18 protein-coding genes, 1 tRNA gene and 3 pseudogenes are annotated in these 22,232 nt (G+C 72.6%); 12 read left to right on the top strand and 10 right to left on the bottom strand.

Annotated elements, in window-relative coordinates; genetic code table 11:
- Nucleotides 1-34: 34 nt before the first annotated feature.
- Together DMB38_RS34310 and DMB38_RS34315 are read left to right on the top strand one after the other, a co-directional pair.
- Nucleotides 35-1,099, top strand: a complete 1,065-nt coding sequence (locus DMB38_RS34310; RefSeq protein WP_125938452.1) for an NUDIX hydrolase — start codon at nucleotides 35-37, stop codon at nucleotides 1,097-1,099.
- Nucleotides 1,100-1,174: 75 nt separating this feature from the next.
- A complete protein-coding gene (locus DMB38_RS34315) occupies nucleotides 1,175-1,936 on the top strand; it encodes a crotonase/enoyl-CoA hydratase family protein (RefSeq protein WP_125938453.1) in 762 nt (253 codons plus the stop codon).
- A gap of 13 nt (nucleotides 1,937-1,949) precedes the next feature.
- Here the strand turns inward: DMB38_RS34315 and DMB38_RS34320 are convergent, their stop codons facing one another.
- Nucleotides 1,950-2,996, bottom strand: coding sequence for an acyltransferase domain-containing protein (locus DMB38_RS34320; RefSeq protein WP_125938454.1), 1,047 nt, complete (start codon nucleotides 2,994-2,996; stop codon nucleotides 1,950-1,952).
- Between the two features lie 12 nt (nucleotides 2,997-3,008).
- Nucleotides 3,009-4,814 (bottom strand): serine/threonine-protein kinase, encoded by a 1,806-nt coding sequence (locus tag DMB38_RS34325; RefSeq protein ID WP_125938455.1) that lies wholly within the window; start codon nucleotides 4,812-4,814, stop codon nucleotides 3,009-3,011.
- Between the two features lie 299 nt (nucleotides 4,815-5,113).
- On the opposite strand from DMB38_RS34325, the gene DMB38_RS34330 reads away from it, so the two are divergent.
- The gene (locus DMB38_RS34330) at nucleotides 5,114-6,205 is read left to right on the top strand and encodes a hypothetical protein (RefSeq protein WP_125938456.1); all 1,092 of its coding nucleotides are present in this window, start codon (nucleotides 5,114-5,116) and stop codon (nucleotides 6,203-6,205) included.
- A gap of 211 nt (nucleotides 6,206-6,416) precedes the next feature.
- Here DMB38_RS34330 and DMB38_RS34335 read toward each other — a convergent pair whose 3' ends face one another.
- The 3 genes from DMB38_RS34335 to DMB38_RS36330 all read right to left on the bottom strand — a co-directional run bounded on the left by DMB38_RS34335 (nucleotide 6,417) and on the right by DMB38_RS36330 (nucleotide 9,560).
- The gene (locus DMB38_RS34335) at nucleotides 6,417-7,952 is read right to left on the bottom strand and encodes an ATP-dependent DNA ligase (protein ID WP_125938457.1); all 1,536 of its coding nucleotides are present in this window, start codon (nucleotides 7,950-7,952) and stop codon (nucleotides 6,417-6,419) included.
- Between the two features lie 101 nt (nucleotides 7,953-8,053).
- Nucleotides 8,054-8,596 (bottom strand): hemerythrin domain-containing protein, encoded by a 543-nt coding sequence (locus DMB38_RS36325; RefSeq protein WP_206337786.1) that lies wholly within the window; start codon nucleotides 8,594-8,596, stop codon nucleotides 8,054-8,056.
- A gap of 103 nt (nucleotides 8,597-8,699) precedes the next feature.
- Nucleotides 8,700-9,560, bottom strand: coding sequence for an LLM class flavin-dependent oxidoreductase (locus DMB38_RS36330; RefSeq protein ID WP_164716163.1), 861 nt, complete (start codon nucleotides 9,558-9,560; stop codon nucleotides 8,700-8,702).
- A gap of 97 nt (nucleotides 9,561-9,657) precedes the next feature.
- Between DMB38_RS36330 and DMB38_RS34345 the strand changes: the two genes are divergently transcribed.
- The 5 genes and pseudogenes from DMB38_RS34345 (at nucleotide 9,658) to DMB38_RS34360 (ending at nucleotide 12,460) form a co-directional block, all read left to right on the top strand.
- Nucleotides 9,658-10,164, top strand: a complete 507-nt coding sequence (locus DMB38_RS34345; protein WP_125938458.1) for a MarR family winged helix-turn-helix transcriptional regulator — start codon at nucleotides 9,658-9,660, stop codon at nucleotides 10,162-10,164.
- Between the two features lie 122 nt (nucleotides 10,165-10,286).
- Nucleotides 10,287-11,396: an oxidoreductase gene (locus tag DMB38_RS34350; RefSeq protein ID WP_125938459.1), complete on the top strand. Its 1,110-nt coding sequence runs from the start codon at nucleotides 10,287-10,289 to the stop codon at nucleotides 11,394-11,396.
- 103 nt (nucleotides 11,397-11,499) lie between these two features.
- Nucleotides 11,500-12,159, top strand: a complete 660-nt coding sequence (locus tag DMB38_RS34355) for a CPBP family intramembrane metalloprotease (RefSeq protein WP_240662629.1) — start codon at nucleotides 11,500-11,502, stop codon at nucleotides 12,157-12,159.
- Nucleotides 12,132-12,281, top strand: a pseudogene (locus tag DMB38_RS37375) (CPBP family glutamic-type intramembrane protease); the annotation flags it as partial. The gene DMB38_RS34355 and the pseudogene DMB38_RS37375, both read left to right, overlap by 28 nt.
- A gap of 105 nt (nucleotides 12,282-12,386) precedes the next feature.
- A tRNA-Pro gene (locus DMB38_RS34360) sits at nucleotides 12,387-12,460 on the top strand.
- Between the two features lie 363 nt (nucleotides 12,461-12,823).
- On the opposite strand, the gene DMB38_RS34370 is transcribed toward DMB38_RS34360, so the two are convergent.
- Nucleotides 12,824-13,816, bottom strand: a complete 993-nt coding sequence (locus DMB38_RS34370) for a DUF3710 domain-containing protein (RefSeq protein WP_125938460.1) — start codon at nucleotides 13,814-13,816, stop codon at nucleotides 12,824-12,826.
- A gap of 309 nt (nucleotides 13,817-14,125) precedes the next feature.
- Here DMB38_RS34370 and DMB38_RS37380 point away from each other — a divergent pair.
- The 3 genes and pseudogenes from DMB38_RS37380 to DMB38_RS34385 form a co-directional block, all read left to right on the top strand.
- Nucleotides 14,126-14,248 (top strand): annotated as a pseudogene (locus tag DMB38_RS37380) (IS5/IS1182 family transposase); the annotation flags it as partial.
- A gap of 872 nt (nucleotides 14,249-15,120) precedes the next feature.
- On the top strand, nucleotides 15,121-15,843 hold the full coding sequence (locus DMB38_RS34380; RefSeq protein ID WP_125938462.1) for an N-acetylmuramoyl-L-alanine amidase: 723 nt from the start codon (nucleotides 15,121-15,123) through the stop codon (nucleotides 15,841-15,843).
- A gap of 59 nt (nucleotides 15,844-15,902) precedes the next feature.
- Nucleotides 15,903-16,066: pseudogene (locus DMB38_RS34385) on the top strand (IS5/IS1182 family transposase); the annotation flags it as partial.
- A gap of 287 nt (nucleotides 16,067-16,353) precedes the next feature.
- On the opposite strand, the gene DMB38_RS34390 reads toward DMB38_RS34385, so the two are convergent.
- The 3 genes from DMB38_RS34390 to DMB38_RS34400 form a co-directional block, all read right to left on the bottom strand.
- A complete protein-coding gene (locus DMB38_RS34390; RefSeq protein ID WP_125938463.1) occupies nucleotides 16,354-16,920 on the bottom strand; it encodes a TetR family transcriptional regulator in 567 nt (188 codons plus the stop codon).
- Between the two features lie 4 nt (nucleotides 16,921-16,924).
- The gene (locus DMB38_RS34395) at nucleotides 16,925-18,394 is read right to left on the bottom strand and encodes an MFS transporter (protein WP_125938464.1); all 1,470 of its coding nucleotides are present in this window, start codon (nucleotides 18,392-18,394) and stop codon (nucleotides 16,925-16,927) included.
- Nucleotides 18,395-18,793: 399 nt separating this feature from the next.
- Nucleotides 18,794-19,720, bottom strand: a complete 927-nt coding sequence (locus DMB38_RS34400) for an EamA family transporter (protein WP_240662630.1) — start codon at nucleotides 19,718-19,720, stop codon at nucleotides 18,794-18,796.
- A gap of 39 nt (nucleotides 19,721-19,759) precedes the next feature.
- Here DMB38_RS34400 and DMB38_RS34405 point away from each other — a divergent pair, with 39 nt between their 5' ends.
- On the top strand, nucleotides 19,760-20,290 hold the full coding sequence (locus DMB38_RS34405; RefSeq protein WP_206337787.1) for a MarR family transcriptional regulator: 531 nt from the start codon (nucleotides 19,760-19,762) through the stop codon (nucleotides 20,288-20,290).
- A gap of 704 nt (nucleotides 20,291-20,994) precedes the next feature.
- Here DMB38_RS34405 and DMB38_RS34415 read toward each other — a convergent pair.
- On the bottom strand, nucleotides 20,995-22,065 hold the full coding sequence (locus tag DMB38_RS34415) for a PP2C family protein-serine/threonine phosphatase (RefSeq protein ID WP_164716164.1): 1,071 nt from the start codon (nucleotides 22,063-22,065) through the stop codon (nucleotides 20,995-20,997).
- Nucleotides 22,066-22,232 lie beyond the last annotated feature (167 nt).

A 22,232-nucleotide genomic window follows, 5' to 3' on the forward strand; every position in this document is an offset into this window, starting at 1 on the left:
ACCCGCCGCCCATCACGAACCGAGGAGCCGTCACATGCTCACGACCGCCGGCACCGCCGCCCAGCCGGACAGCCCGCCCCCGCACGCCGAGGCCGCCCACGGGCCCGCGGTGACCGCGACCGCGGTGGTGCAGGACCGCGCGGGACGCGTCCTCGTGCTGCTGCCCGCCGAGCCGGCCGCCGACGCCGAGCCCGTGCTGCCGGGCGTCGCCGTCTCCGGCAGGCAGACGCCGGAGGAGGCGCTGACCCGCGCGCTGCGCGACGCGCTCGGCGCCGACCTGCCCGCCGGGCGGCTCCTCGCCGTGGACTCCGTCCCCGCGGCCGGCGGCCGCGCCGGGCTCGTCCACCTCTACGCCGCCGCCCCGCCGCCCGCCACCGCGACCGCCGCGCCCGGCGCGGCCGGTGACGGGGACCCGGACGGGCTCACGACGAGCTGGCTGGACCGCGACGCCGCCCTGGCGGCCCTGCCCGCCCTCGACGCCCGCCGGCTGCGCGCCGCGCTCGACGCCTGGGACACCGGCGCCGTCGCCCACCTCGTCGGCGGCGAACCGCAGCCCGGCTCGTGCGCCGCCGTCTCCGCACGCCGCCGCGCGGAGCTGGAGCACGCCGCCGCACTGGACCCGTCCTCGTACCTCGCCGTGCGCCCGCGCGTGCTCGTCGGCGCCGGCGCACTGGTGCGCGACAGCGCGGGCCGGCTGCTGCTGGTCCGCGCCGGCTACCGCGACGACGGCCGCTGGCAACTGCCGGGCGGCGGCGTGGACAGCGACCTCGGCGAGACCCCCCGCCCCGCGGCGCGGCGTGAGCTGCGCGAGGAGACCGGACTCGACCGGCCGCTGGGCCGGCTGCTCGCCGTCGACTTCGCCTCGCGCAGGCCCGCGCCCGCACTCGTCGTGTACGTGTACGACGGCGGGGTGCTGGACGCCGCCGACCTGGCAGGCGTGCGGGTCGACGGCACCGAGATCGTGGACTGGCGGCTGGCGGCGCCCGACGAGTTCGACGACCTGCTGCCGCCGCGCGGCGCCGCCATCGCGCGGGCCGGCCTGGGCGCGCTGGAGGACGGCGGCGGGCCGCTGGACCTCGTCGCGGGCCGGCCGGCCTGAGCGCAGGGGCCGGCCCGTACGGTACGGACCGCCGGCCCGTACTCCCCCCGCCCTACGCGCTGGTAACGTCCGGTCATGAGCGGACACGTACGCATCGAGCGCACCGGCCACGTCACCACCGTCGTCCTCGCCCGCCCCGGCGTCCGCAACGCCGTCGACGGCCCCACCGCCGCCGAACTCGCCGCCGCCTTCCGGGACTTCGACGCCGATCCCGGCGCCCGCGCCGCCGTGCTCTGGGGCGAGGGCGGCACGTTCTGCGCGGGCGCCGACCTCAAGGCCGTCGGCACCCCCGCGGGCAACCGCGTCGCGCCCGACGGCGACGGGCCCATGGGCCCCACCCGGATGCGCCTCACCAAGCCCGTCATCGCCGCCGTGAGCGGGTACGCGGTCGCCGGCGGGCTGGAGCTGGCGCTCTGGTGCGACCTGCGGGTGGCGGAGGAGGACGCGGTGTTCGGCGTCTTCTGCCGCCGCTGGGGCGTGCCGCTGATCGACGGCGGCACCGTACGCCTGCCGCGCCTCATCGGCACCGGCCGCGCCCTCGACCTCATCCTCACCGGCCGCCCCGTCCCGGCCCCCGAGGCGTACGAGATGGGGCTCGCCAACCGGCTCGTGCCGCCCGGTCAGGCGCGCTCCGCGGCCGAGGAACTGGCCGCGGAGATCGCCCGGTTCCCGCAGACCTGCCTGCGCGCCGACCGTGCCTCCGTGCTGGAGCAGCACGGCCTGCCGGAGGCGGAGGCGATGGCGGCGGAGCTGCGCCACGGCAGCGCCGCGCTCGGCGAGGCGGCGGCCGGGGCCGGGCGCTTCGCCGCGGGGGAGGGGCGGCACGGGGCGTTCTGAGCCGCGGCCTCGCTCAGCCGGGGACCGGGAGCATGAACGACCCGCGCGGCGCGCCCCAGTGGCCCCCGCCCGCGATATGCGCCACGACGGCGCGCTCCAGCGTCGTACGCGCTGGGAGCGCCGCGACGTCCGCGGGCGTACGCACCACCCGCCGGAACACGAACTCGACGATCCCGCGGTCGGGCACCGCCAGCCCGTGCTCGTCCGGCTCGGGCACGCGCGCCCGCTCCCGCGGATCGAGGGTGAACCTGCGCTGGAAGCGCATGATGTTGCTGTCGGCCGGCAAATAGTCCCCGAGCTGCGGATCCAGCAGCCACGACGCGCAGTTCAGCCGCAGCTCACCGCCCGGCGCGCTCTTCAGGAACGTGCCGAAGCGGCGCGGGAAGAACTCCGCGGCCCGCGCGTACGACTCCTCGCACGCCCGCGGGTCCAGCGGGCCGCCCTCGGGGATGTGCACCTCGAGCCCGTGGCCGGCGTCCGGATCGCGGTCGAGGTTGAACTGCAGCCGGCCGAGCCGGTAGAGGATGCCGCCGTACGGGAGCGTCATCCACCGCTGGTTGCCCATCCCGCCCTCGCCGTGCAGCCGGCGGTGGACGCCCACCTTGTTGCCCAGGTCGGCGAGCGTCGCCCAGGACACGTCGTCCGGCACGTCGTGGCGCGCGTGGTAGGCCCGCACCTCCGGCACGGCGGCGAGGAAGACCGCGGCGTGGAACCAGCGCCCCGCCGCGCCCAGCGCCGCGGGCAGCGCGGGACCGCTGCCGGGACCGCCCCGGTCGTCGCCGACCGACCCCATCGCGGCGGCCAGCGCGGCGACGGCGCGGTCCAGCAGCCACGCGTACGGTGATCCCGCGGCGGTCAGCTCCGCCAGCGCGGCGGTCAGCTCGGCGTCCTCGCGCTCCGGGACGCCGACGGCGCGCAGCAGCGCGGTCAGCTCCGCGCCCCGCGGCACATCGGCGGGCGGTGGCGCGGGGTGGGCGGCGGCCAGGGCATCGGTCCACGGGGCGTACGTGCCGTCGAGGCCGAGCTGGTCCCGTACGGCGGCGGCGTTCAGGTCGGTCACGCCAGGATCATCTCAGCACACCGGCAGCCCCGGGACGGGGGCGTCGTTGGCACCGCCCTTGATGTAGACGACGCTCACCCAGACCCCTGCGTTGCCCGAGTCGTCGTCCGTCTTGCCCCACCACACGTTGGTCCACTCGCCGGACGTCTCGCGGTAGGACTTCTTCTCCTGGCAGAAGAAGTAGTTGGTGCCGGCGTAGAGCGTGCCGACCGGGTTGTGCGCCGCGTCGTACGACGAGGCGGTCCGCCACACCTCGCAGTTGTACTTCCCGCCGCCGATGGGCGTGCACGACGGGTCGGGGGCCGAGCCGCCGCCGGTGCCGCCGCCCGACGTGCTCCCGCCGGCGTCGCCGCCACCGCTCCCGCCACCGCTGCCGTCCCCGGTGCTGCCACCGCCCGAGCCGGAGCCGCCGGAGCCGTCGTCCGCGCCGCCGTCGCCACCGCCGTCCGTACCGCCGGTGCCGCCGCCCGCGGCACCCTCCTCCTCGGCGGGGGAGCCATCGCCGTCCACGGCCGGCCCGTTCTCCTCCCCGCCCGTGTCGTCCTTGCCGTCCTTCTCTTCCTTCTCCCCCTTGCCGTCCCGCTCCTTACCCTCGTCGCCCTTCCCGGGCGACGGCGAGACGACCTCGGCGGCCGGCTCCTCCGTCTCCTCGCGCGCGGCCGGCTCGCCCTCGTCGCCCCCGGCGAGCGCGTACGTCACGCCCCCGCCCGCGAGCAGGACAGCCGCCGCGGCCGCGGCGACCGGCACCCACCGGCGTCCGCCGCGGCGCCGCTGCGGCGCGGTCTGCTCGGCGGTACGGGACTCCGTCCCCGGCGGCCCGAGCTGCGGCGGGCCGAACTGCCCCTGCGGGGCCGCGGCTCCGGGAGCCGCGAGCCCGGCCGGCGGCCCGTACGCGCCGGGCGGCGGCGCGGCAGGCACCCGGCCCAGCCGCACCGTGTCCGGCCCCTGCGCCGCCGGCGGCCCCGCCGTTCCGGCGATCGGCTCCAGCAGGGCGCGCGCCCGGTCGACGTCGGCGCGCTCGCCCGGGTCCTTCGCCATCAGCGCCTGCAGCACGGGCGCGAGCGGCCCCGCCCGGCGCGGCTCCGGCAGCGGGTCCACGATGATCGCGGTGATCGTCGACCACGTCGACGTACGGCGGAACGGCGAGATGCCCTCCACCGCCGCGTACAGCGTGGCGCCCAGCGACCACAGGTCGGAGGGCGGCCCCGGCTGCTCGCCGCGGGCCCGCTCCGGCGCCAGGTAGTCGAGCGAGCCGACGAGCTCACCGCTGCGCGTCAGATGCGTGCTGTTGCCGTCGGCCGGCTCCTCCATGGCGGCGATGCCGAAGTCGCTGAGCACGACCCGGCCGCCGCGCTCCAGCAGGATGTTGCCCGGCTTCACGTCCCGGTGCAGCACCCCCGCGCGGTGCGCGGCGCCGAGCGCGTCGACCACCTTCAGCCCGATCTGCGCCGCCTCGGCCGGCGTGACGCCGCCGCGCTCGCGCAGCACGTCGTCCAGCGACGGGCCGTCGACCAGCTCCATCACGATGACCGGCCGGCCGTCGTGCTCCGTCACGTCGTGCACGGCGACGACGCCCGGATGCCGCACCCGTGCGGCGGCGCGCGCCTCCCGCTCCGTACGCAGCCTCATCTCGGCGAGGTCGCGCGCGTCCGAATCGCTGAACGCGCGCAGCTCCTTCACCGCGACCTCGCGCCCCAGCCGCTCGTCGACGGCCCGCCACACGGTGCCCATGCCCCCGCGTCCGAGCTGCGTCACCACCCGGTAGCGCCCGGCGAGTATCCGCCCAGGCCCTTCCGCCCCGTTGTCCCCCAGTTGCATGTTCTGCCCCGTATCACGTGTCCAGGAAGTGGCAGCTTACGTCGCGTGGGGCGGGAGGGACGTGTGACTGGTCAGTAGTACATGAAGACTTCGGCGTGATCGCGGTGACCGGGGGGTCGCGGGGAGCGGAGCGGGGGAGCGGTCGGCAGCGGCGACGGGGCGGGGGCGTGAGGGCGGCCGCCGGCAGCCCGGCGCGTGCCGGGACGTCCCGCTTGTTTGCGTTCTGGTGCAATCCCCGGCCCGTGCCCGCCGGGCCGGGCGATCCTGCGGTGACCGACCGGAACACAGGGGGACACCAGATGAACTCGTGGCAGTACCGCACGCTTCTGGGCGCCGCAGCGCTGGCGGCGCCCTTCGTCCTGGCCTCGCCGGCGCCCGCCTCGGGGCCCGCGGACGCCGCGGAGCCGGGCACGGTGGCGGCCGCCGAGGCGGTGCCGAACGACGACCCGTCGTTCCTCCAGGTCTACGACGCCAACGTGGAGAACCTGCCGACCACGACGGAGTCCTGCCCCGGCGACTGGCACGACCTCATGTACTACATGCGGCTCCAGGAGTACCGGCCGGACATCTACCTCGTCCAGCAGATCAGCAACCGCGAGCAGCTCGACCTGCTGCTGACGCGGATGGAGGAGCACTTCGGGGAGAGCTACGCCGGCGTCCTCGCGGAGAACGCCCCCAAGTCGCTCGACAACGGCTGCGCCGGGAAGAAGCAGCAGACCAACGGCGTCATCTGGCGCACCGACCGGCTCTCGCTGAAGACGTCCGCCTCTCCGGGCAACCGGTGGCAGGCGCAGCGCGAGACCCCTCTAGGCTCGACGAACTGCGAGAACAACGACCAGCCGCGGACCAAGGGCGTCAAGGCCCTGCTCCTCGACAAGCGCTCCGGCAAGACCGTCACCGCCGCCTCGTTCCACTGGCCGCAGCAGTCGTACGGCGGGACCCACTGCAACGTCTCCAACGCCGCGGAGCTGAGCAACGAGCTGACCGAGGACGGCTACGGCGCCGCCGACCTCTTCGTCGCCGGCGGCGACGCCAACCACTCCGCCAGCACCACCAACGGCCAGGACAACTGGACCACCTGGTACCGGGCCACCAACGGCGACCTCGGCGGCGCCCACCGCTTCCGCGACGCCGTCTACGCCGGCTGCGCCGACGCGGGCGGCTCCATCCCCGACTGCCTGGCCGACAAGTGGACGCTGCACACGACGACGCCGCGCCGCATCGACTTCCTCCTCGCCCGCAACCCGAGCGGCGCCCCGCCGCGCACGAGCCACCCGGTCGTGCCGACCTTCGACGAGGGCGACGCGGCCGACCTGGAGCTGACCGGCAGCGACGACCAGGACATGGACTACTCCGACCACCGGGCAGTAGGGGCACGCATCCACTACTGACCGCGAACCGCCCCGGACAGGGGACGCGCGCCGGCGCTGCTGCGGGCCGGCGCGTGTGGCCGGGGCTCGCCGGAGCCGGGATCTCCCGGGTCCGGTACGGGGGCGGGGCCGGCGGTCGCGCGGACCGCCGGCCCTGGCCCCGCCGGCCGGCCGGTTCCGGAAGGACCCGCCCCGCGCCACCTCCCGGCCCGGCGCGGGGCGGGCGCCGTTCTCAGCGCAGCATCGCCAGGACCGAGGCGACCGTGTCCGCCTCCGCCGCCGTCTTGTCGTCCCGGTACCGCACCACCCGCGCGAACCGCAGCGTCACCCCCTCCGGGTAGCGCGGCGAGCGCTGCACCCCGTCGAACGCGACCTCCACCACCAGCTCCGGCAGCACCACCACCCCCCAGTCCTTCTGCGCCACCGCCAGCTCCTGGAGCCGCTCCGTCTGCCACGCCAGCAGCGCGTCCGTCATCCCCTTGAACGTCTTGCCGAGCATCGCGAACGAGCCGTCCTCGCGGCGGGCACCGAGGTGCAGGTTCGACAGCGTGCCCGTACGCCGCCCGTGGCCCCACTCCGCCCCCAGCACCACGAGGTCCAGCGTGTGCACCGGCTTCACCTTCAGCCAGGCCGCGCCGCGGCGGCCCGCGCTGTACTCCGAGTCCAGCGCCTTGACGACGACGCCCTCGTGACCCCGCGCCAGCGTCGCCGCGGCGAACTCCCGCGCCGCCGCCCGCTGCGCCGCGTCCTCGGGGTCGGCCACCTCGACCCGGCGCACCCGGCGCGGCTCCGGCGTGATCCGGGCCAGCTCGGCCTGGCGCTCGCGCATCGGCGCGGTCAGCAGGTCGCGGCCGTCGACGGCGAGGAGGTCGAAGAAGACCGGATACACCGGCAGCGTCTGCTGCGCCCCCGCCACGTCCACCCGGGAGCCGACCCGGCCGGCCACCTCCTGGAACGGCCGCGGGTCCCCGCCCTCCCCGAGGGCGATCACCTCGCCGTCGAGCACGGCGTCCGCCGCGGTCAGCTCGCGGGCGGCGGCGACGACCTCGGGGAGCCGTGCGGTGATCTCGTCGAGCGTGCGGGTGTAGATCCGTACGTCGTCGCCGTCCCGGTGCACCTGCACCCGGATGCCGTCGAGCTTCTCCTCCACGGCGCACGGCCCGAGCCGGCCGATCGCCTCGTCCACGTCCTTCGCGGACTGCGCGAGCATCGGCTGCACGGGACTGCCGACCGACAGCTTGAAGTCCGCCAGCGCCTCCGGGCCGCGGGCGAGCAGCGCCTCGGCGACCGTGCCCACGGAACCGGCGAGCATCACCGCGCGCCGCACCCGCGCCGGGTCGGCGTCCACCGCTGCCGCCAGGCCCTCGACCGCGAGCGCGTCCAGCGCGCCCTGCCGCAGCTCGCCGCCGATCAGCCCGGCGAGGAAGCGCTGCTCCTCCGTCGTGGCGGCGCCCAGCAGCTCGTGCACCAGCCGGCGCCGCTCGGCCTGGGCGCCCTTGCCGGAGACGGCGGCGATGGCGTCGAACGCGTCGTGCACCTCGCGCACGGTCAGCCGTGGCTGCCGGGCGGCGGCGGGCGCGTCCTTCAGCGCCCTCCAGCCCACACCGGTCCTGCGCTGCGGCAGCCGGCCCGCCAGATAGGTGACCACGAGGGGCGCGTCGGCGGGGTCGGCCTCGCGGAAGAGCGCGGCGAGCAGCGCGGTCTTCTCCGAGCGGGCCCGGGTGGCGGCGATCTCCCGCGAGGTACGGGCGAGGTCGGCGAAGAGCATGTCCCCATCGTCACCCACCCCGCTGACATCCGCCCCGCGACGGACGCCGGGGGGCGGACAGCGGTGCGGGCCGTGAGCCGGTGAGGGGGGCCGGGCCCGGGTCAGCCGCCGGCCATGAACCGGCCCAGCGGCGCCACCAGCTCGTCCTCCTCGTACGACAGGTGCGACAGCAGCGCCTCCGCGAGCAGGTCGACCGCGCCGCGCAGCTCCGCCGTCCCCTCCGGGCCCGCGACGAAGGCGACGAGCGCGCGGTCGACGCGCTCCAGGACGTCGTGGATGACGAGGTGCTCCTCCGACAGCCGGTCGAGCACAGGCGCGAGCCGCGGGTCGAACCGGCGCAGCTCCGGGAACAACTGCCGGTCCTCGGTGGTGTGGTGGAGGGTGACGAACCGGCAGTAGGCGGCGCAGTGGGCGCCGAGGGACCAGTTGTTTTGGCGCAGGGTCATCGTCGCGATGTGCGAGCGGGCGGCGGAGGCGGTGAGGGCGCCGTCGGCCACCTGGACGACCAGCTCGCGCAGCCGCGCCAGCTCCTCGCGCAGGTGGTCATGGACCTCGACGAGGTGGTGTCCCGCGGAGACGTCCTCGCCGGGGCGGTGTGTGCGCGCCTCGGGCACGGTGGGACGGGTGCTCTCGTTCCAGAGCACCGCTCTCGCAGCGGACCGGTGCTCTCGTTCCCCCGTACGGTACGGGCCGCCGCCATCCCGCGGCGCCGGCACGCGGGCCGTCGCCCGCTCGTCGGACACGGGCTCAGGCCCCGCTGCCACGGGACTCGGCCACCAGTTCGCGCACCGCCGGGGCGACCTCGCCGAGGAAGCGCTCGATCTCCCGCGGCTCACTGGTCATGATGAGGAACGTGCCCGTGCCGTACGTCAGCGCGAACTCCGCGAGCTGGTCGGCCGGGTGCTCCTCCCCGAGGTTGAGCAGCCGCCGCACGTCCCCCGGCGCCCGCCCCGCCGCCACCGCCGCCTCGTCGATCACGGCGTTGCCGTCGGCGAGCACGGCGGGCGAGTCGAGGTACGGCAGTGACGGCAGCCACCCGTCCGCCGCGCGGCCCACGAGGCGCAGCATCCGTGCCTTGTACGCGCCGAGCCAGATCTGCATGTCGTGCGCGGGCCGCGGCCCGCGCTTGGCGCCCCGTACCTGGTAGTGCTGCCCCTCGAAGCGGATCCCGCCGCGGGTCTCGGTGTCCCAGGTGTCGCGGATGATCCGGATCCCCTCGTCCAGCGCCTCGACGGCCTCGCCCGGCGAGCGCCGCGGCCCGCCGAGCGCCGTGATGGCGTCCCAGAACCCGCCGGCGCCCAGCGCCAGCTCGAACCGGCCGCCGCTGAGCAGGTCCAGGCTCGCCGCGCTGCGCGCCAGCAGGGCCGGCGGACGCAGGGGGAGCGGGTGCACGTTGCCGGACAGGGTGACCGAGTCCGTACGGGCGGCGACGTACGAGAGCAGCGTCCAGGTGTCGAGGAACGCCGGCTGGTACGGGTGGTCCTGGAAGGTGATCAGGTCGGCCCCCGCGCGCTCGGAGAGCTGCGCGAGCGCGACGGTCGCCTCCGGGGCCTGGCTGGAGGGGATGAGGTTGATGCCGAAGCGGAGATCGTGGCCGTAGTCGGGCATGGCGCTTCCTCAGCGGAGGGAATTTGGTTCGTGCTGCGAACCAGATTATTTCGCACCACGAACTAGTGTCAAACTGGGCGTGTCCCCGGGAGGTGCCATGACGAGCGAACGGACGGGACGGACGGCGGTGCCGGCGGCGCCGGCCGTCGACGCCGGCGCGGCCGCGCTGGCGAGCGCGCTGGTACGGCTGACGCACACGCTGCAGCACGTCCTCGCCGAGGCCGGGCGCGGCCACGGCCTCACGCCGCAGCAGGTCCAGTTGCTCTGCGCGCTCAGCAGCGGCCCGGTGGGGATGAGCGAGCTGAGCCGCTGGCTGCGCCTGGGCAAGTCGGGGCTGACCGGCCTGGTGGACCGCGTCGAGCGGCGGGGCCTGGTGGCCCGTATCCCGGACGCCGACGACGGCCGGGCCTGCCGGATCGCGCTGACCGCGGCGGGGGAGGAACTGGCGGGCCGCGCGCACGCCGGGGTGACGGCCCGGATCGCGGCCATGGCCGCGGGGATGGCCGCGGGCGAGCGCGCCGCGCTGACGGAGGCGGTCACCCAGCTCCTCGACGCCGCCCCGTGCCAGTCCCCGTCACCGGAGGCGTGGCCGGAGCAGGCGTGAGCCGGGCCCGTACGGACCCCGCAAGGGCGCCGTACGGGATGGGCGAGCGCCCGGCCGCCGCGTCCCGGGGCCACTGGCGGCACCCTCGTCAAGCGGTGCGGCGGCTGCTACGTTCCTCCGCCATGACGCTGCGGGGAACTCTGAGGCACAGGGCCGCCACCTGCCTGGGCGTGGCCGTGCTCGCCGCCGGACCGGTCTACGCCACCGATACCGCCGCCGGCGCGGACACCGGCACGGACCGCGAACCGGTCGCCCGGCACCTGCCCGGCTGGGAGCTGAAGGAGACCGGCAGCAAGGCGCGGCTGCGCGGGTTGTCGGCGGTCAGCCGCGACACCGCGTGGGCGTCCGGCTCGGGCGGCACGGTGCTGCGCACCACGGACGGCGGGCGGAGTTGGCGGGACGTGTCGCCGCCGGGCACCGAGGCGCTGGAGTTCCGCGACATCGAGGCACTGGGCCGGCGCAGCGCGGTCGCCCTGTCCATCGGGCCCGGCGAGGACTCCCGCATCTACCGCACCGACGATGCCGGCGCGACCTGGACCGAGACGTTCCGCAACGACCACCCCGGCGCCTTCTACGACTGCGTCACGTTCTTCGCCGGCGGCCGCGAAGGGCTCGCGCTCAGCGACCCGGTGGACGGCCGGTTCCGCATCCTGTCGACGTCCGACGGCGGCAGGTCATGGAAGGTGCTCCCCGACGACGGCATGCCGCCTGCGCAGCCGGGCGACGCGGCGTTCGCGGCCAGCGGGCAGTGCCTGGTGAGCGCGGGCCGTTCGGACGCCTGGTTCGCCACCGGCGGCGGCGCGACCGCGCGCGTCCTGCACTCCGCCGACCGCGGCCGTACGTGGACGGAGGCCGAGTCCGGCATCCCGGCCGGCGACCCGGCGCGCGGCGTCTTCGCCCTCGCCTTCCGCGACGCCCGCCACGGCCTCGCGGTCGGCGGCGACTTCCAGCCCGGCAACCCGTCGCCCGACGCGGCGGCCCGTAGCGGCGACGGCGGCGCGAGCTGGACGGACGCCCGCAAGCCGCCGCCGGAGTACCGCTCGGGCGTGACCTGGCTGCCGCACAGCCGCGGCGCCGCCCTGGCCGTGGGCCCGACGGGCTCGGACGTCACCTTCGACGCCGGGCGCACGTGGCACGGCTTCGACTCCGGTTCGTACGACACCGTGGACTGCTCCGCCGGCCTGGGCTGCTGGGCGGCGGGGGAGCAGGGCAGGGTGGCGCGCCTGCAGTAGCGGCGGGGCACTTCGGGACCTAAGACCGTGGTCGTCGAGCGGGCCCCGTCCCTACGGTTGAAGCCGTCCCCCGCACGGTGCAGACCCGCTGGAGCCCGCCCGCGTGACCACCCGCACAGCCCTGATACGCCGCCTCGACCTCGACCCCGGGGTGCTGCGGCTGCTGTCGGTGACGTTCCTGTGGGTAGCGCTGACGTGCACCGCACTGCTGATCCCGATCAGCCTCACGCTGCTGCCTGGCTACGAGGCGTGGAAGTTCACCACCCGCGACATCGCCCCGGCGCTCGGCCTCGCCGCCGGCTTCACCCTCGCCGCGGCACTCCTCGCCGGCTCCCGTACGTCCCTGAAAGCAGCCGCCGCCCGCCTCGTCACGGCCCTGGGCCTGCTCCCCGGCACCCGCCGCACGGCGACGGTGAGCCTGGCCGCCGGCCTCGGGGCGGGCGCCCTGTGCCTGGCGGCAGCCGAACTCCTCGTCCGCATCCCGGCGCTGTCCGCCACCCCCGCGTCGGAGGACCCCCGCAACGCCGCCGTGGCCGGCACCTCCACCACCGTCCACCTGCTCGACGGCGCCCTCTCGGCCCCCGTCCACGAAGAACTCCTCTTCCGCGCTCCCCTCCTGCTCCTCCTCACCTTCCTCGCCACCCCGGGAGCCCGTGAGGCGATCCCGACCCCCGCCTCCGCCGCACCACCTTCACCGCCGCCGCGGCCCTCTCCGCCCTCGTCTTCACCGCGGGCCACGAACTCGGCGGCCCGGTCAACCTGATCTTCGCCGCCTTCCTGGCGGCGGTCACCACGGCCCTGCTCCTGTGGCGCCGCTCGCTGGCCCCCTGCATCGTCGCCCACACCGTCCACAACACCGCGATCACGGCCCTCTGGCTCTTCTGACCCCCGGAAGCCGCCGGGACAATCGGCTTTGCGGGACCCGGGGGTGGATGGGGTATGGTTCTCGTGCGCGATCGGCCGGGGCGAAACCCCAGGTCGTCCGGGCACCGGGACGTGGCGCAGTTTGGTAGCGCACTTGACTGGGGGTCAAGGGGTCGTGGGTTCAAATCCCGCCGTCCCGACGGTGCTGAAGAGGCCCTTTGAGCGGGAGAAATCCCAGGTCAGGGGGCCTTTCGCGATTCGCTGACCCGTCGTCAGTCTGACGCTTCGTCAGCCCTTGGGGGACCGCTTGGGGACCACGGATCGGGAAAAACCCCTGATCAGAGCGTTTTGTGTGGTTCCTGCAAGGCCCGGAGTGTGGCCGCGAGCGCCTTCGAGGCGCGCGGCGCACCCGACGGGTGGACACTGAGTGACTGCCCCGCCCGCGTCAGAGCCTGGAGATCGGGATGCAGACACCGCTGGGTGGTCAGCAGTGAGCCGTGCCCGGCGATGATCCGCAGCACGTGCCGGGGGACTCCGGCGTCGGCCATCCACTTCGGGAAAGGTCAAGTCACGTCGGTCGGCCAGCGCAGGACGAGTGCTCCACCCGTAACGCAATCCGCATCCTTCAGGTTGACCACGGTATTGGTGAAGAGGAAATGAATCCTCCCGTCGATGACATCCGACGAAACTCCGACCCCTGACTCAATTCCTCTAAGAATCCATCCAGGACCATCGCAGCCGACGAACCTCAATACCTGTGGCTCTTGACCTTCGAGGCGCGGAAGAGTTGCCGTAACCTCAGGGCCTAGAGCGCGGCGCGCCTCTTCTGCTTCTCCGCCCTTGGCTTTGGCGCTCTCGGCGATGCCCTTCCGGGAAGAAGTCCATGTCCTGCCAGATGAGCCGACCCGGAACGCCTGCATAATGAATCTCATTCCGACCATCTTTGCAATTGCGCCTACAATCTTGCCATCGACCCGGTACGGCAGGAAGTCAGTCCCGGACATGCAGGGCACCAGCAATGATCCGAGGTCGAGACGTTCGACATCCGGTCTCCAAGATTCCGAGATATCCCATGGTCCATATTCGCTGCTGCGGATTCGGGGCTCGAACAGGAGCCCGCTTGTCAGAACTTCATGACACATGGCTTCTGCCCTCTCCAGCAGGACATCAAGTTCGGTGGAAGATATTCTTCGGACGCGGATTATTCCCCCAAGGAGGCGGAAGGCTTCAGCCCATGTCATCCCTCCTGGGCCTTCCAGGCGGCTCGATCGCACCACATCAGCAAGCAGGAACCCTTCGAGGTCGGCGCCTTCAAGGTTCTCCAATCCCTGCGTGTGGGTGACTACCTCGTTCAGCAGTCTTCTCACGCTGCCGTCTTCGGGAAGACTTCCTAGCTCATCCGCGACGGCCAAATGAATGGCGATGAGTGCGAGTAACCCAGGTGTGATGCGATCCCATGCCACCGGAGTCATACCGTGCATGGACATCTGCCGCAGATCGCCTTCAGCTTCAAGGCGCCGCAGTATCTCCTTGACCTGTGCTACGGGTTCTGGCATGGGGAACACCTCACGACTGCCGCGTCAGATTTTTCTGACCACATCATAGAGTGCTATAGCCCCGACGACGAAAGCTCCGACAGGATCCGTCCATGACCCGCCGTCATTTACAACGCCACCCACCTGCTGCCCGGATGGAGTCGGTCGACGAAGTCGTCATCGGTATCTCGTGGACAACGGGATCAAGTGGGGGGCAATGCCCGCGGACTTTCCCGCCTGTGACCGCGTTGACGCGTTCTTCCACCGCTGGCGCGACCATCGCCTGATCACGAATTCCACGACCGGCTGCGCGGCCGGGTTCGCGAAAGCGAGGGCCGGGAGCCGGAACCGACAGCCGTGATCGTCGACTCGCAGTCGGTGAAGGCAGCCGCGTCCGTCCCGGCACGGTCACGGGGTTTCGACGGGGCCAAGAACATCAACGGCCGCAAGCGGCAGCGGCCCCGCCTGCTGGCCCGTCACCACAATGTCCGGCTCGTGTGGGCCGATGGCGGCTACGCAGGCCGCCTCGTTGACTGGGCCAGGAACAGACTCCGCCTCACCCTGGAGATCGGTCAAACGCAGCGGCAACACCCGTGGCTTCGTCGTCCGCAGCCCCTGGCCGCCGCTGCTGGCCTCCAGCACGGCCAGCAGAAGGCAACGGCTTCGGAGCGTGCCGGCCCAGATGGGACGGATGCTGCTCGTGGGCAACGCCAGCGGTGACTGGGAGCACACGGTGCCCACAACACCGAGCGGCACGCGCCAGCGCCGCGGCCCCGAGATCTCCTACGGCGACCACGAGGCAGCGGCCCCGCTATTGGGGCAGGCTCCAGTCACAGGGGGCCAGCGCCTCGTCCGGATGGCCAGGGCGGTCGCTATCGGAACCGCTGAAGTGGGTGGTGTGCGGCCGAGGCGCTGCGCAGCGCGGACTCACGTCCCGATCGAATTGACAGGTTTTGCATACGGGGCGAACCTGGAATCAGACGCGCTGAACGGCCTCTCAGAAGTCGTTTCGCAATCAGACTTGCGTTCACGTTCATCGACCACGCCCACACCAACGACGACGGGTCGTCAAGCGTCGATATGCCCGCCGGTGAGACTGTCACTGACCGGATCGACACTCATTACTCGCTCAACAACGCGGAGCGCCGGCAGTCGTCGCGGGTCACCGAGGCACGACGCTGTCCCGGATCAAGCACCAGGCGGCCATCCCCGGAGCACTCCTGATGGGCTGTGCCTGAACAAGCTCGGCCATCGTGCCGCATCTCTTCCCAGTCCGGCCCCGGACCATCGGTCACGCGAAGTTGCGCACCTGAAAGGACGGCGTCATGCCCCAGAAGAACGTCTACGGTGAGGACGTGAAGGCGGCCATCGAGAGGCGCGACACCTGCGATGGACCCAGCACCGACAACCTTGACGACCTTCCGGAGAGCGACTTCATCGGCTTCGCCGCGGACGACGCGGAGGCCGGCTCTCAAGCGACCGCCACCATCCCCTACGACCGTCCAGTCGCAGACTTCATCGACGAACTCAGCGCGACGGGCCACGTCACCCATAAGTCGTACCGGAAGACGTCGGTCACGCTGCACCACAACGCTGGCCGGCTTTCGCACCAGGGTGTACTCGACGTCTGGAAGGTACGTCCGGCTTCGGCTCATTTCGACGTGGACGCCGTCGGCGCCGTCGCTCAGTACGTCAAGGTGACCGAGTACGCCTGGGCCCTCGGCAACACGGCCGGCAACCAGAGCTCGATCAGCATCGAAATGGCGAACGCAACGCTCGCGCCCAACTGGACGGTCGGCGAGGCCACCTGGAAGAACGCCGCGCGTCTTGCCGGCTGGCTCTTCGCCAAGGTGATCGGTGAACGCCCCAGCAGGAGTAACCTCTTCTACCACCACCACTGGCGTACGACCCTCTGCGCCGGCCCGTTCATGGACCAGATCTACGACGAGGTCCTGGCCGCGGTACAGGTGGCGTACGACCACTTCCAGGTTGCACACCCCACCTTCCGGCCGGATACCGAGCCGACATCAGTCGAGCGCCAACGCTGACCAGTCGCGACGAACTAAGACACCCTTTCCCTTTGGTGCTGTTGATCGTTGAGCGGTACATGGCGGATCTGGCTGAGCGGCTTGTGCCGCACGAGTTGTGGGTGCTGTTCCGGCGGGTGGTTCCGCCGACGGAGGGTCAAGCGTCCGTCCGCAAGGCGGTGGTCGGCGCCGGTCCGGAGACCGAGAGACGCTGGCCGCGATCATCTTCGTGGCGACGTCGGGCCGGGCTCCACCGGGTCGTCCTCGACGAGCTCGGTGCGGGATCTCCGGCGGTCTTGTCGGCCGGCGCCCGGGCTCGCTGGACTCGACCAGACGCGATCGGCCACGAGGTACCGGGATCTGCCGGCTCATCGGCGTGTACTCGCCATGCTCGACAACGCGGCCGACGAGGACCGGACGCGCCCGCTGCTGGCGGAGAGACCCGGTCTCGCGTGCGATCCGGGGAGGACCGGCGACGGGCGCGAGGCAAGGCTGTGCGGGTCCGGCTGGAACGCTGCCCGCCTGAGGGCGTCATGGTGTCAGCAGCATTTGCACCGTCGGGGCGAAGCGCCGTACCACGTCCTCGATCGCCCCCGCGCGCAGCTCGGGGCCGCGCGCGATCCCGTACATCACGCCCAGGCCCACCAGCTGGGCCACGGCCAGCTCGGCACGCAACCCGGCGTCGGGGCCGGTCAGGCGGAGGGCGAGATGATCCACCACCTGGGTACGGAAGTTCACCCGCAGGACATCGCCGTCCTGGCCGTGCAGCGGAGCGAAAGCGATCCGCAGGAGCGGGTCGACACCCCGTTCGCGCTGGCCTTCGAGGATGTGCCGGACCATGTGGGCACCCAGCTCGCCGAGGGGGGCATCCAGCAGAGCACTGGCGTCGGTTTCGAAGGACATGACTCCGGCGAACAGAGCGTTCTTATTGCCGAAGTACTTCACGATCAGCGGTGGGCTCACCCCGGCGCGTTCGGCAACGTCCTTCAGGGTGATGTCGGCGTGCGGGCGCCGGGCCAGCAGGTACCGGGCCGCGCGGAGTATGGCGAGCTTGCTCGTCTCGGCGTCCCGCCGGGGGGCGGGTGCGGGGGTGCTCATGCTCTTACGCTCCCTTCTCGGTCCTCTCCGGGGCGACGGCGGGGACCCTGCGGCGTGCCTGGCGCGGCGGTTTGGCCGCCGCCGCGTCGCGCGGGATGACCAGGGCTGCGGCGCATGCCACGAGGGCGATTACGCCGGCCATGGTGAACGTCAGCAGGTAACCGTGCAGCGTGGCGACTTGGGTACCGCCGACTTCACTGGTGTGGTGTACCAGGATGGCTGCGACGGCGGCGCTGGACGTGGCCTGGCCGATCGTGCGCATCAGAACGTTGACGCCATTGGCGGAAGCCGTCTGCTCCGCCGGGACGGCGCGCAGGATCAGGGTGGGAAGCGCCGAGTAGGCCAGGGTGGTGCCGGTCGAGACCACCGTCGCACCCGCGATGATCATCCACAGATCGCGGCTGTCGGCGATGCGCACCGCATAGCCGCAGGCGATGACGGCGGCGCCCAGCGCCAGGGTGACGCGTGGCCCGCGGGCCTCGGAGATCCGGGCGGAGACAGGCGAGAACAGGAGCATGGTGATACCGCCGGGCAGCAGGCACAGGCCGGTGGCGACGATGGACAGTTCGAGCCCGTAGCCGGTGGCCTCCGGCGCCTGCACCAACTGGGCCGTCACCAGGGTGTTGGCGTAGAACGCGAAGCCGGTGAGCAGGGCGGTCACATGCGGCAGGCCGACCCGCGGCCGTGCTGCGAGTCGCAGATCCACCAGTGGCGCCTTCGCGCGCAGTTGATGCCACGACCACAGCGCCAGGACCACCACGGCGGCGGGGAAGAGGACGAGGATGCGGCCGCTTGTCCAGCCCCACTGCCCGCCCTGGGACACGCCCAGCAGCAGGCACACCAGACCGGCGGCGAGCCCCAGGGTGCCGACGACGTCGAAGCGGCCCGGCTCGCGGACCGGCGACTCACGTACCGCCCAGGCGACGGCCGCGACCCCCAGCGCGCCCAGGGCGCTGGTCAGCCAGAACATCACATGCCAGTCGGCGTACTGGATCACCAGGGCAGCCAGCGGCAGGCCGAGGGCGGCACCGATCCCGACGGTGGAGCTCATCATCGCGACGGCCGATCCGCGGCGCTCCGGCGGCAGTTCGTCGCGCAGGATGCTGATCGACAGGGGTACCACGGCGGCCGCCGCACCCTGTAGCGCACGGGCCGTGATGATCACGGTGATATCGGAGGAGAGCGCGCACATCACCGATCCGGCCGTCATCAGCGTCAGCGCCGAGATGAGCACCCGCTTCTTGCCGTACATGTCGCCGGCCCGGCCGAGCACCGGAGTGAGTACGGCGCCGGCGAGCAGTGTCGCGGTCACCGTCCAGGACACCGTTCCTGCCGAGGCGCCAGTAAGCCTCGGCAGGTCCGGCAGGAGCGGTACGACGACGGTCTGCATGACCGCCATCAGGATCCCGCCGAAGGCCAGTGACGGGATGGCGAACCGACCCCGCAGGCCGGGTATCGGGGCGGGTTCCGTCATGTACGCGCTCCGGCGACTCGACACGATGTGGTGAATTTCCATTCACCGTATCAGGTGAATGGGAATTCACCTATGCGGAACAAAAGCATCCAGTTCGCCGGTAACCCCAAGTCGTGCTCCCGCACCTACGAGGCCGCCGACCTGCCGGCCGAGGTCCACGCGGAGCCGGGAGCCGTACTCAACGGAGGCGTTGGGGCCGCCGGTGTGCGTCTCCCGCGGGGGAGCGGCGGCTGCGAGGACCGGTACCGACGGTCAGCGCACCGATTGCCGGGGTAGGTCCATGGTCAGATGTGCTCTGCGGTCCTCGAGTGTTCGAGGAGCAGACCGTCCCGACACGCGGGCCTGTCCATGAGGCGATCTCGAAGTGCCGGCCGGTGGTGCGGCTGGTCATCGACCACATCAACCGCCTGCCGTCCTTGATCCTGGAGGGCATGCAGAGGTGGCCCGCGGTGCGTCGGCTGTCCGCTCTCGCTCGGCCCGGCGTGTGGCGGGACGGGCGAGGGCCACACTCGCCAAGGTCAGTGCCAGTCCTGCTAGTTGGCGTCCGGTCAGCGTCTCGCCCGCGACGGCGGTGCCCAGCAGCACGCCGGTGACCGGGTTGAGGAGGCCGACCAGGCCAACGGTCGCCGCCGGCAGCCGGCGCAGGCCGGCGAACCAGGCGACGAAGGCCAGCGCTGTGGCGACGAGGGCGACGTAGCCGAAACCGAGCAGTGCCGGAGCATCGAGCGCCGGTGGCCGGCCCTCGACGGCCGCGGCCGCCGGGAGCAGGATCAGGCCGCCGGCCACGAGCTGCCATGCCGTCGTGGCCAGGGTGTCGGTGCCGTCGCTCCAGCGTTTGGCGAGGAGGTAGCCGCACGAGGACATGGCCATGGCGCTCGCCGACGCGAGGACGCCGACGGGATCGATCGACGCGCTCGCGGTCAGCAGCATGACGCACACGCCGGCCGCGCCCGCCACCGCCGCTGCCAGATGGCGTGCCCGCGGCGGCTCGCGGACCAGGGGCCAGGCCAGCACCGTCATCACCAGCGGGGCGGTGGCCATGACGGTCGAGGCCACGCTGGTCGGCAGGCGCTGCGCCGCCACGTAGACGAGGGCGAAGAACCCGCCCATGTTCAGCACACCGAGCACCAGGGACCGCCACCACCAGGAGCCGCGCGGCAGCGCCCGGCGCACGGCGAGCAGCAGCAGCCCGGCCGGCAGGGCCCGTATCGCCGCGCCGTACAGCGGTCGTTCGGGCGGCAAGAACTCCCCGGTGACGTAGTACGTCGTGCCCCACGCCACCGGTGCGATCGCGGTGATGACCGACCAGCGCAAGGTAGCTTCCATGGAAGTAAATATACCTTCCCTGGAAGCTAGTGCGCTAGTATGGCCCTTGTGGAGGAGAACAGCGCGGCACCCCTGGACCATGTCGCCCGGATCCAGGCCGAGTGGGCTCGGGAGCGCCCGGACCTGGACGTCACCCCGCAGGCGGTGATCGGCCGGCTGCACCGGCTGGGTGCCCTGCTGACCCGGCGACTGTGCCTCGTCTACGACCAGTACGGGCTGAGCGAGGGCGAGTTCGACGTGCTGGCGGCCTTGCGGCGGGCGGGCGACCCGTACGAGCGGGCGCCCGGCGAACTGGCTGCGCACACCATGGTGACAACGGGCGCGATGACCAAGCGGATCGACCGTCTGGAACGCAACGGGCTGGTGACCCGGCGCCGCTCGGCGAGCGATGGCCGCGGCCGCGTGGTTGCCCTCACATCGGCCGGTCGCAAGCTGATCGACCGGGCCTTCACGGACCACATGCGCAACGAGCGCGGCCTCCTCGACGCACTCTCCCCCGAGGAGGCAGCCCAGCTGCGGACCCTCCTGACCACGTGGCTAGCCCGCCTGGAGCAGGTGGACGGGACTTGACCACCGCGGGGCAGCCGAGGCGGAGCTGCGCACCCTCCCCGGCGCCGGGCTGGCCACGTCCACTTCCAGGATCACGGCCGTCGTGCGGCGGGGCTGGAGGTCACGGTCACCGACATCGGCCGGATCGACGTGGACCTCGGTTGAGGCCGGATTTCTTGTGGCGGCGCGCAGTCGCTCGGCAGTGGCGCTGATCGAGGTTGCCTCTCGGGTTGCCTTCTCGGTCGAGTACGAGAGCATCATGAGCCCGCCCGCAGCTCTGGCTGCATAAACCCTGCTGTCACCCGATCATGCAGCAGTCCCCAGCCCTTAGGCCGAGCTGGGCCGGATGCGAATCTGCGTCGTGAGTTCAAGTAGCTCGTTACCGACTGCGATGCACCAGCGTTGTCGCCTACCGACAAAGCCTCTACAAGAGAAGTCGGCGGTATTGGCAGTCACCATGGGGACCACGAGCGGGACAGACCACCTGATCCCCCGCCACTGGACACTGGACAACTACCGGGCGATCTTCGCGACCGGCGAGTTCCCCAGGGCCGGCACCCTGGGAGACTGATGACCGCCGAGATGACCGAACAGCCCGCCACGCTGGCCCGGCTGCTGGACGACGGCGCGGCGGCCGTGCGGGAGACGGGGTGCTGCCAGCGGGTGTGGACGGCGGCGAGGGCGCGGCGGGCGCCGGCGACGAGTTGGAATGGGGTGGGCAGGCGTTACGGCGGGTTGGGGGTGTGGTGGACGGCGAGGATGGCGGCGTCGTCGCGCAGCGCGCCGCCGGTGTGGGCGATGATGTCCGCTGTCAGTGCGTCGGCCAGGTCGTCGGGGTCGTGGAAGGCACGGCCTTCGAGTGCGGTGGCCGGGTCGTAGAACTCTCCGAGTGCGTTGCGGGCCTCGGTGACGCCGTCGGTGTACAGCAGCAGGAAGGTGCCGGGCAGGAAGTCCGTGCGTTGTACGTCGCCCTTCAGCACTTCCGGTTCCCTCCCCAGTCCGAGCGGCGGGGCGCTTTCCGGCACGGGCAGGTAGCGCGGTGGCCGGCCGGGCGGCAGCAGCAGCGGTGGCGGGTGGCCGCAGCAGACGGCGTGCAGTCGGTCCGGTGCGCTGTGAGGGATCTCGGCGAGGACGGCGGTGACGAATCCCTCCTCGGGGTCGAGGAGGTGCATTCGGCGGTTCTCGCGCAGCAGCGCCTCTTCCAGTCGCCAGGCCAGGCGGGCCAGGTCTGGTTCGTGGGTGGACCACTCGCGGAAGGCGCCCAGCACCACGGCTACCGTCGCGGCGGCGCCCAAGCCCTTGCCGGAGACGTCACCGACGATCAACCGGGTGCCGAAGGACGTCTCCTGCGTCGCGTACAGGTCACCGCCGACCAGTGTGCCCCGCTGCGCCGAGCGGTAGCGTGCGGCGATTCGCAGCGGGCCGGTGCGCGACGGCGGTGGCGGTACCACGGCTCGCTGCACGATCTCCGCGATACCCAGCGCCGACGCCATGCGCCTCTGCGCTGCGGTCACGACGGCGTTGACGGCCAGCGCGAGCCCCGAGACCACCACGACGGTGCTCACCAGCACCCATCGTTCCGTCACCGAGAGGTTGGGAGGTTCGTTGACCACGGTGAGGAAGGGCGTGGTGATCGCGATGGTGGCCACCGCGGTGGCGAGGGTGATCCGCGGGGTGTCGATCGCCGCGGCGATCAGCGGCGCGGCAACGAACAGACCGATGAAGGTCAGGTGGACAGGGGTCACGAGGTTGAGGAGGACCGCGATGCACAGGAGGACGGCCGGGAAGAGGCGCACGTACCAGCGCGGAGCCGACCACGCGCCAGGGAGGTCTCGGAAGCGGGAATGAGCCGGCAGCGGGATGGACACGGCTCCCATCTGATCGAGGCACACAGTTGCCAGGGAAGCACCGGGGCACGAAAGCGACGATCTTCACCCGAGTGATTTCTCCTGACCACCCACCG

The organism is Streptomyces sp. WAC 06738 (genome assembly GCF_003945505.1).
Classification (GTDB): domain Bacteria; phylum Actinomycetota; class Actinomycetes; order Streptomycetales; family Streptomycetaceae; genus Streptomyces.